Below are 7,414 nucleotides of genomic sequence, written 5' to 3'. Positions count from 1 at the left end.
CAAGAAGCGACGATCCGGCTGGGTGCCCACCTGCGGTGGCGGCGCTCGCCCTTTGCAAGAGCAAGTGACAACAGGGAAGGGGGGATCCATGTCGAGAATCGCATTCATCGCGGCGGCTTGCGCGCTGCTGCACCACCAGGCTTGGGCCGGCACGCCCTACAAGATCGTCACCGCCGATCAGCGCGGGACCTACTTTGCCATCGGCAACGACCTCGCCAAGATGGTGGCGCCGCGGGCGGACGTCGAGCTCGAGGTCGTGGCGACTTCGGGTTCCGCGGAGAACGTCAAGCTGCTGCGGCACGAGCCGGGCGTGAAGCTCGCGATCGTCCAGGCCGACGTCTACCAGGCGTTCGTCGAGCGCGGAGCGTCCCGCAACCCCGAGGCCGCAAGGATCATCCGGCCGCTTCGCGTCATCCTGCCGCTCTACAACACCGAGATCCACTACATCGTGCGCGCCGATTCCGAGCTGAACTACCTGCACGACATCAAGGACTCGAAGATCAACGGCGGACTCGTGGGCAGCGGCGCGGCGTTCATCACGCACACGCTGTACCGGATGATGTTCGACGGCCCGATGCCCGAGGCCGCGGCGACCTACCTGCCGAACGACCAGGCGCTGATCAAGCTGATCACCGACAAGTCGGTCGACGTCGCGGTGGTGGCCGCCGGGCAGCCGGCGCCGATCATCGCCAACATGAAGCCCGAGGCGCAGAAATTCATCAAGCTGCTGAAGTTCGATCCCAGCCATCCCACGAGCAAGCAGGCGATGAAGATCTATTCGCCCGCGACGGTCCACAGCGGCAGCTATCCCAACCTGATCAAGGAAGACTTCACCACGATCTCGGTCGGCGCGTTCCTCGTGACTTACGACTACACCCTGCAGGGCACGGTCGAGCACCTGACGAAGTTCGCGCGCGAGCTCTGCCAGCAGTTTCCGGAGCTGCAGGCCAGGGGCCACCCGAAGTGGCGCGAAGTCGAGCTTAGCCTCCCGCCGCTCAACGACGGCTGGACCTACTACGGGCCCACGGCGAAGGAGCTGCGCAATTGCCGCCCGGGCCAGCAGAAAGTGGTGGCGAAGCCCGCAAGAGCCTGCTCGGCCGAGGAGAAGATCCTCGGCCTGTGCAAGTGACCCTCGGCACGTCGTTCAGCATGTGCTCGGTGGGCCACGCCGCCGAGCTCGTCGGCGGCTACGAGGCGCTGGGCCAGCGGCTGGGCGTGCGCACCGAAGAGGTCATGGACTGGTCGCTCGGTCTTCGCAACCCCAACACGGCGACGTTTCTCTTCATCCTCGATATCGTCATGCAGGAGACGCAGAAGCTCTCGAGCGCCGCGGTGGCCTTCGAGCTGGCCGGACAGGCGCTCGCCAGGGCACGCCGCACCAGCAAAGCGACGTAGTGGACTTTCTGATCGCGAGGAAAATCCTCGCGGCGCTCGTCCTTCCGCCGACCGGACCGCTGCTGCTCGCGCTCGCTGGCCTTGCCTTGCTTGGCCGCAGGCCGCGGATCGGGCGCGCGCTCGCCTGGACCGGCGTGGCCGGTCTGCTGCTCTTGTCCTTGCCGGTGGTCTCTCATGGGCTGCTGCGTTCGCTCGAGCCGGCGGCGCTTGATCTGCGCCGAACCGCCGACGCCCAGGCGATCGTCATCCTCGGCGCCGGCGTGCGCCGCAATGCGCCCGAGTTCGGCGGGGACACGCTGTCGCGGCTTACGCTCGAGCGCGTGCGCTACGGCGCGCTGCTCGCGCGCGCCACCGGGCTTCCGGTCCTGGTGAGCGGGGGCTCGGTGTACGGCGGAACGGCCGAGGCGACGCTGATGAAGCGCGCTCTCGAGGGGGAATTCACCGTAAAGGTGCGCTGGTCTGAAGACCGCTCGCGCGACACGCGCTCAAACGCCGCCGAATCGGCGGCCGTCCTCTTGCCCGCCGGCATGACGCACGTGGTTCTCGTGGCGCACGGCTTCGACATGCCCAGGGCGAGCGCCGAATTCGCTGCGGCGGGCTTCCAGGTCACGCCGGCGCCGACAGTCGTCTCGGGAGAGCGCTTCGGCATCGACCATCCAGTCGAGCTGCTCCCCAGCATGAGCGCGCTGCAGGGCAGCTACCATGCCCTCTACGAGCTTCTCGCCGAAGCCGTGCGGCGCCTGCGGCAGAGCTTTACTGGTTCTGCTCCTTGAATCCGATCGCGTTGACCACCCGGCTCCACTTCTCCTGCTCCTTGGCGAGGAACGCGGCGTAGTCCTGGGGCGTGCCGGGCGAGGCGAGACCGCCGACTTTCGCGAATTGCTCGGTCACCGCGGGCGACTTAAGCGCGGCGACCGCGGCGCTGTTCAGACGCTTCTGGATGTCCGCGGGCGTGGCCGCGGGTACGAGGAGGCCGTACCAGTTGTCCGAGGTGACGTTGGGGTAATTCGCTTCGGCGGTCGTCGGCACGTCAGACAGGGTCGGCGCCCGTGTGGCGCTAGTCACTGCCAGCGCTTTCAGCTTTCCACTTCGGATATGCCCGAGCAGCACCGGCACGTCGAAGATCCCCATCTGCACCTGTCCCCCGACGAGATCGTTCACCGCAGGCGCGGCGCCCTTGTAGGGGACGTGCACAAGATCGATCTTCGCCTCCGACTTGAGCAGCTCGCCCGCAAGGTGCGTGATGCTGCCGCCGCCGGCCGAGCCGAAGTTGACCTTGCCGGGATTTCTCTTCGCATGCTCGACCAGCTCGGCGAGCGTCGCCACCGGGAGCGACGGATGCACGGCAAGCACTTCCGGAACCCGCACGACCAGCGTGATCAGCGCGGCGTCCTTCTTCACGTCGTAAGGCAGCTTGGCGAAGGAGTAGGGCGCGATCGACAGGGTGGAGCCGCTGTTGAAGCCGAGGGTATAGCCGTCGGGGGCGGATTTCAGCGCGCGGTCGACGCCGAGCACCCCGCCGACGCCGCCGATGTTCTCGATGATCACCGGCTGGCCGAGCTCGCTCGACATGCCCTGCGCGAGGCCGCGGCCGAAAATGTCGGCCGGCCCGCCCGCCGGGAACGGAACGATCATCCGGATGGGCTTGGAAGGATAGGCCTGGGCCCACGCCAGGAGGGGCGCGGCGAGGACGTAGAGCAGCAGCCTCAGTTTCTTGCTTGGGCTCGGGTGGAACGAAGCCATGGTACGAATTCTATTGCGGTAGCCATGGGTCCGCTGCGCCGCTGCGCGGCGCGGTCTCGTCTACGTGCCGCCGAACCCCTTCGGCACGACGCCCCACATCGGGATATCGCCGAAGCCGCTGTTTTCGACCGAGCTCCAATTCGAAGCACCGGAGAAGCGCGCCCAGGCCTCGGCCGCGCCGGGCGCACCGTGGTCGACGGCATACGCGATGGCCGGCATGAGGTTGCCGTAGTAACCGACGTTCGCATTCAACGGGTCGCCGCCGCTCGAGCCTTGGAGCACGGTACCGCAGGTTCCGTTGGCTGCCAGGAAGGTGTTCTGGTACACGGCCCCCCAGGACGTGAAGCACGGCGACATGTTCTCCGCACTGGGGAGCACCCCGGAGGCAACCTTGATTGTGTAGGCGCTGGCCTGGGTGAAGCAGAAGTTGGCCCCGCCGTCGGCACCAAGCAGGCCGACCGGCCAGCGGTAGTAGTAGTCGCGAATCAGCCTCAAGGCGGTGAGGTCCGCGAGCGGCTCGATCTCGCTCAGGAAGCCCAGCGTCTGGACATGGAAGTTCTGCTGCCACGTTGCGGTATGGCCGGGATCGTAGGCGGGCTGAGCGACCTCGTAGCTGTAGAGGATGCCCAAGGGGTTCTGCGAGGTGAACTGGTCGGGGAGCTTCGTTCTCCAGAACGCCATGTTGCTCGCGAGAAGCGCCGCGTAGTCGGACGTGACGCTGTCGGTCGGGCCAATGGCCGCAAGCTGGCCCACCGTGCGCAGCGACCACGCCATCGCGCGCGACTGCCCCGTGAGCTTCCGCGAAGTCCCGGCGCCGTGGCCCTGGTCGTTGCACAGATAGCACATCGAGGCCTGGTGCTGCATCGTCTCCAGGTGGTAGTAGTCCCCGGTGACGAGGTAGGCGAGGTAGCCGCCGCTGCCGTGGTGGGCGAGGTCCCAGTTGTTCGGGCCCGCGGCGAGCCCGTCCGCGCCGCCGCCGTTGTTTCCGCCTACCGTGTAGTTCGGGCGGGCAGACGGGCGCGTAGGAAGATTGTCGCTGCTGTCGCGCCACACGATCGCGTAGCTGCCGAGCGAGCGCGCCGAAGCCATGGCGGCCCTGAAGGCTCGCGGATCGGTGCTCGAGCAGTAAAGGGCGTCCCACAGCGGCAAGAGCCCGATGGCGTTCTGAAAACCGGTATCCGACTCGTCCTGGGTCCAGCCGACCCGCGACATCGGGGTATAGACCTGGCCCAGGCCGTTGAGCGCGGCCGCGCTCGGGTTGCGCTTCCAGTAGTTCGGAACGAGCCGCGTCGAGATCAGCTGCGCGACGTTGTGCTTCGGCGTGATCTGCGGATCGCCCCGGACCCAGCCTTCGATATCCCAGCGCGTGTTCGCGTAATGAGTGAGGTTCGTCCCGGGGCTGTAGACGGTGGCGCCGCCGATCGTCACCGTGGGCACGTAGGTCTTGGTGGCCCTCGCCTTGTCGACGTAGCCGTTCTCGCAGAACGCGCGTATCCAGAGCTTCCCGGTGCGGTAGAGCCTGACGTGGAACCAGGCGACCAGGCTTGCATCGCTCCCTACCGGCCCGCGGTAATGGCACTCGACCATTTCCGGGCCGCTCACCCAGGTTCTGAACGGCGCCGCCCCGAGCAGGCTGCTGAGCGTGACCGTGCCGATGGCGCCGCATTGCACCGATGCCGTGGGCGCCGCGCTGACGATGTCCGCGCTGGTGAGCGCCGTTCCGCCCGTGGGCGTGCCCGCGGAGATCTGGATCGCCTGAGTGCCGCCGGCGGCCGGGATGCTGACGTGGCCGGAGACGACCACGTGCTTGATCGAGCCGTCGTTCCATTGCCGCTTCACCACGATCTGCGCGGTGCCCTGATCGACGGCGAGCGCTGTCGCTGCGGGCAGCGTCCCTTTCGCGAATGCGTAACCGATCGTATACGGCAGATCCGCTCCACCGACCGCGGTCGTCAACTGGAACGACGCGGTGAGCGGAGGCGGTGGCGGTACGATCTGCACCGTAAACGCGTTGGATGTGGTCGTCGCCATTAGGGTTGCCCGTCGTTAGCCGTCATCCGCACTCCGCTGACCGAGCGGATGGCGCCGATGCCGTCGTACACGAGCCGCTTGCCGGCGGCGTCGAAGGTGACACCCGCGGGCAGAGCGACGGCGTTCATGGTGATGGTTAGCGGGTCGCCGTTCGCATCGCTGACGAAAGTTGCGATCGAGAAGCTCGAGGCGACGCCCTGCGTGAACGTCACCGTCGGGATGGTCGCCCAGACCGGTGGTGCGTTCGGCGTCGGCGTTGGCGTTGGCGTTGGCGTCGGTGTCGGGCTCGGCGTCGGGGTCGGCGTCGGGGTCGGCGTCGGTGGGACGCCCGCGACCGGGGATGCGGTTTTGGAATCGCTGCTGCCGCCGCCGCACCTCGCCGTGGCTAGCGCGGCCGTCGTCGCGGTGAGCGTCCGCAGGAACGCACGGCGCTTGGCGTCGAACGCTTCGATGAAGAATGGTTTGCGCATGGTCACGTCAGTGCAGCCTCACGAACCAGGCGTTTGCGGAGTAGCTCGGCACATAGATCGCTCCGCCCAGCCGCGGGACGTAGAGGAACTTGTTGTACGGGCCGCTCTGCGTGCCGGGCACCGAGCCGCCACCCGTGGTGGCAAACGTCGTCACCTCGAATGTCGCGGGGTTGATCTGGTAGATGGTGCCGCCCGCACCGGCGAGGCGCACCAGGTAGCGATCCATCGCCGGGACATAGATCATCGCCGCTTGTCCGGCGCCCGCGACATTGGCGGCGTTCGCGCCGTTGAGCGTGATCGCCGTAAAGGTGTTGTTGGCCAATGTGTAGAGGTGGTGATCGTCACTGGAGCCGCCGACGAACAGAATCCGTCCGCGCGTCGTATCCATTGCGGACATTGTTTCCAGACCTTCGGGTCCGCTGCCGAGCGGGTTGAGCACGGACCAGCTGTTCGTGCTGCGCGTCCACTTGGCGTAGTTGGAAAACTGCGCCTTGTACACGTCGCCGGTTGCCGGGTCGACCGAGTACGCCGCGCCCCCTTCCGTGGTGGCTGCGCCTTGATTGACGATGCTCGGATGCGTCCCCTGCTGGTTATAGGTGTTCGCGTTGATCTGATATGAGCTGACCGCGGAGTGAAACCCGCCGGCGGAGCACCAGGGCGCACCACCGAACAGCATGATGCGATCGTTCACGACGTCGAGCGTGACGCCGTAGTACGTGTGCCGTGAGGCCGGCCTGCCGTCGTTGTAATAGGACTGGCAGTTCGTGAGCGAGCCGCTCGGCGTCGGCGCGAGCTTCTGGGTCCATACCGGCTGCGCCAGCTCGAGAGTGAGCTCGTCCACTTCGTTACCGGCATAGTCGGTGTGGCCACCGCCGGCCACGGAGTAGACCTTGGAGGTGCGCGTATCCACCACGAACGAAGTCCATGTCTGCACTTTCGACTGCGGGCCGGTGTTTCCAGGGGGAACCGGCGATGGATCGACGCCCGAAAGCGCGGTGTTCGGAATCTGGAACCACTGTCCCACGGCCAGGTTGTTGACCCAAGGCACGTTTGCCGGCGGCGGCGGAGGCGGCGGCGGTGGCGGCGTAGGTGTCGGCGTGGTGGCGCTCGAAACCGCGGAGAAGCCGCTCAAGTTGCCGGCGGCGTCCGCGGCGCGCACGCGATAGCTGTAGCTGGTCGAGTCGGCAAGCCCGCTATCGGTGGCGGAGGTGCCTGCCGGCGTCGCAATCTGCGAGAAGTTCGCGCAGCCCGCGCCTTGGCAGCGCTCAAGCCGATAGCCGCTCACCCGCACGTTGTCGGTCGAGGCCGTCCAGCTCAGATTGATCTGCCCGGCACCCGCCGCACTCGCCGCCATGCCCGAGGGCACCGTGGGAGGCGTGGTGTCAGGCGTCGGTGTCGGCGTAGGAGTCGGAGTCGGCGTAGGACTCGGCGTCGGCGTAGGACTCGGCGTCGGCGTCGGCACCTGTGCGACCGGTACGCCGTCTCCGCTCGTGTCGCCACCTGCACCACACGCGCACAGTGCAAGGGAGATCAATGAAGCGAGCAGTAGATTTCTCATTGGTCGCAAATGAGTGGCATCACTTGAGGCGACGGTAGCGTGCCGTTCTGTGGCACGTAAAGGAACTTGTTATTGATTGTAAGTGCTAGTACTACAGCTACGTCGAGACGTTCGTCACTCGAAATTAGTCGTCGCAAAGCGACATGTGACAATCTCTACGCGCTGACAACCTCGGCGTTTGCAGCGGAAAAAGCGACTGTGATCAATTCACGCGAGC

7 protein-coding genes are annotated in these 7,414 nt (G+C 66.5%); 3 read left to right on the top strand and 4 right to left on the bottom strand.

The annotated features are described in order from the left end of the window. Positions 1–88: 88 nt before the first annotated feature. Genes VN779_RS13385 through VN779_RS13375 form a run of 3 tightly spaced genes read left to right on the top strand, consistent with a single transcriptional unit; the run spans position 89 to position 2,168 of the window. Positions 89–1,129: a TAXI family TRAP transporter solute-binding subunit gene (locus VN779_RS13385; RefSeq protein ID WP_325723041.1), complete on the top strand. Its 1,041-nt coding sequence runs from the start codon at positions 89–91 to the stop codon at positions 1,127–1,129. Further along, positions 1,120–1,395: a hypothetical protein gene (locus VN779_RS13380; RefSeq protein ID WP_325723039.1), complete on the top strand. Its 276-nt coding sequence runs from the start codon at positions 1,120–1,122 to the stop codon at positions 1,393–1,395. Before VN779_RS13385 ends, VN779_RS13380 begins: the two co-directional genes overlap by 10 nt. Next, on the top strand, positions 1,395–2,168 hold the full coding sequence (locus tag VN779_RS13375; RefSeq protein ID WP_325723038.1) for a YdcF family protein: 774 nt from the start codon (positions 1,395–1,397) through the stop codon (positions 2,166–2,168). Before VN779_RS13380 ends, VN779_RS13375 begins: the two co-directional genes overlap by 1 nt. Here the strand turns inward: VN779_RS13375 and VN779_RS13370 are convergent. From VN779_RS13370 to VN779_RS13355, 4 genes are read right to left on the bottom strand one after another with little or no spacing between them, the layout of a single operon-like run. Continuing rightward, positions 2,149–3,138: a tripartite tricarboxylate transporter substrate binding protein gene (locus VN779_RS13370; RefSeq protein ID WP_325723036.1), complete on the bottom strand. Its 990-nt coding sequence runs from the start codon at positions 3,136–3,138 to the stop codon at positions 2,149–2,151. The genes VN779_RS13375 and VN779_RS13370 overlap by 20 nt on opposite strands. 60 nt (positions 3,139–3,198) lie before the next feature. Next, a complete protein-coding gene (locus VN779_RS13365; RefSeq protein ID WP_325723034.1) occupies positions 3,199–5,169 on the bottom strand; it encodes a hypothetical protein in 1,971 nt (656 codons plus the stop codon). Beyond that, positions 5,169–5,639, bottom strand: a complete 471-nt coding sequence (locus VN779_RS13360; RefSeq protein WP_325723032.1) for a hypothetical protein — start codon at positions 5,637–5,639, stop codon at positions 5,169–5,171. Before VN779_RS13360 ends, VN779_RS13365 begins: the two co-directional genes overlap by 1 nt. Positions 5,640–5,646: 7 nt before the next feature. Next, positions 5,647–6,993 (bottom strand): fibronectin type III domain-containing protein, encoded by a 1,347-nt coding sequence (locus VN779_RS13355; RefSeq protein WP_325723030.1) that lies wholly within the window; start codon positions 6,991–6,993, stop codon positions 5,647–5,649. Between the last annotated feature and the right edge of the window lie 421 nt (positions 6,994–7,414).

It is taken from the genome of Actinocrinis sp. (assembly GCF_035605935.1).
In the GTDB taxonomy this organism is placed as follows: Bacteria; Actinomycetota; Actinomycetes; order Streptomycetales; family Catenulisporaceae; genus Actinocrinis.
Note: the sequence above shows the minus strand (reverse complement) of the source record. Positions and strands in the feature narration are given on the sequence as shown.

Bases quoted from the DNA above. Each gene is read 5' to 3' on its own strand.
- VN779_RS13385 (WP_325723041.1), top strand. From the start codon at position 89: ATGTCGAGAATCGCATTCATCGCGGCGGCTTGCGCGCTGCTGCACCAC.
- VN779_RS13370 (WP_325723036.1), bottom strand. From the start codon at position 3,138: ATGGCTTCGTTCCACCCGAGCCCAAGCAAGAAACTGAGGCTGCTGCTC.
- VN779_RS13365 (WP_325723034.1), bottom strand. From the start codon at position 5,169: ATGGCGACGACCACATCCAACGCGTTTACGGTGCAGATCGTACCGCCA.
- VN779_RS13360 (WP_325723032.1), bottom strand. From the start codon at position 5,639: ATGCGCAAACCATTCTTCATCGAAGCGTTCGACGCCAAGCGCCGTGCG.
- VN779_RS13355 (WP_325723030.1), bottom strand. From the start codon at position 6,993: ATGGCGGCGAGTGCGGCGGGTGCCGGGCAGATCAATCTGAGCTGGACG.